This window comes from Clostridium sp. MCC353 (assembly GCF_018785315.1).
Taxonomy (GTDB): Bacteria; Bacillota; Clostridia; order Lachnospirales; family Lachnospiraceae; genus CHH4-2.
Map to the genome: position 1 here is coordinate 1 of NZ_WQPN01000144.1, position 338 is coordinate 338.

The 338-nt window shown below is 39.3% G+C and carries 1 protein-coding gene; it reads left to right on the forward strand.

Features of this window, described 5'->3' with window-relative positions; genetic code table 11:
• Positions 1 to 186: 186 nt before the first annotated feature.
• On the forward strand, positions 187 to 338 hold a 152-nt coding region (locus GPL15_RS28215; RefSeq protein ID WP_215700369.1), incomplete at its 3' end, for a helix-turn-helix domain-containing protein.

Genomic DNA, 338 nt, shown 5'->3' on the forward strand with positions numbered 1-338 from the left:
CGTCAGTTGTAAACTGAAATTCCATACCTGTGATTTCAGTTATAGAGTAAACGTTTTATTTATTAGGGAAAAGCAACAGGTATGGATTTTCCTTTACAAACAGAGTTTTTGAAGATCAGCCTATCGTGTCTGGTCTTCTTTTTATGCTATCCTTATCTCTGTCGGTGGCAGGGAAGGAGCATAATCATGTCTAAATTTTTAACATATGAGGAACGCCTTATGATCGCTCAGGGATTAAAGGAACATAAGTCCTTTGGAGCAATCGGAACGCTTATTGGAAAGGACCGCACAACCGTTGCAAAAGAAATCAAACGGCATTCCTTTGAAAAGAAGTCCGG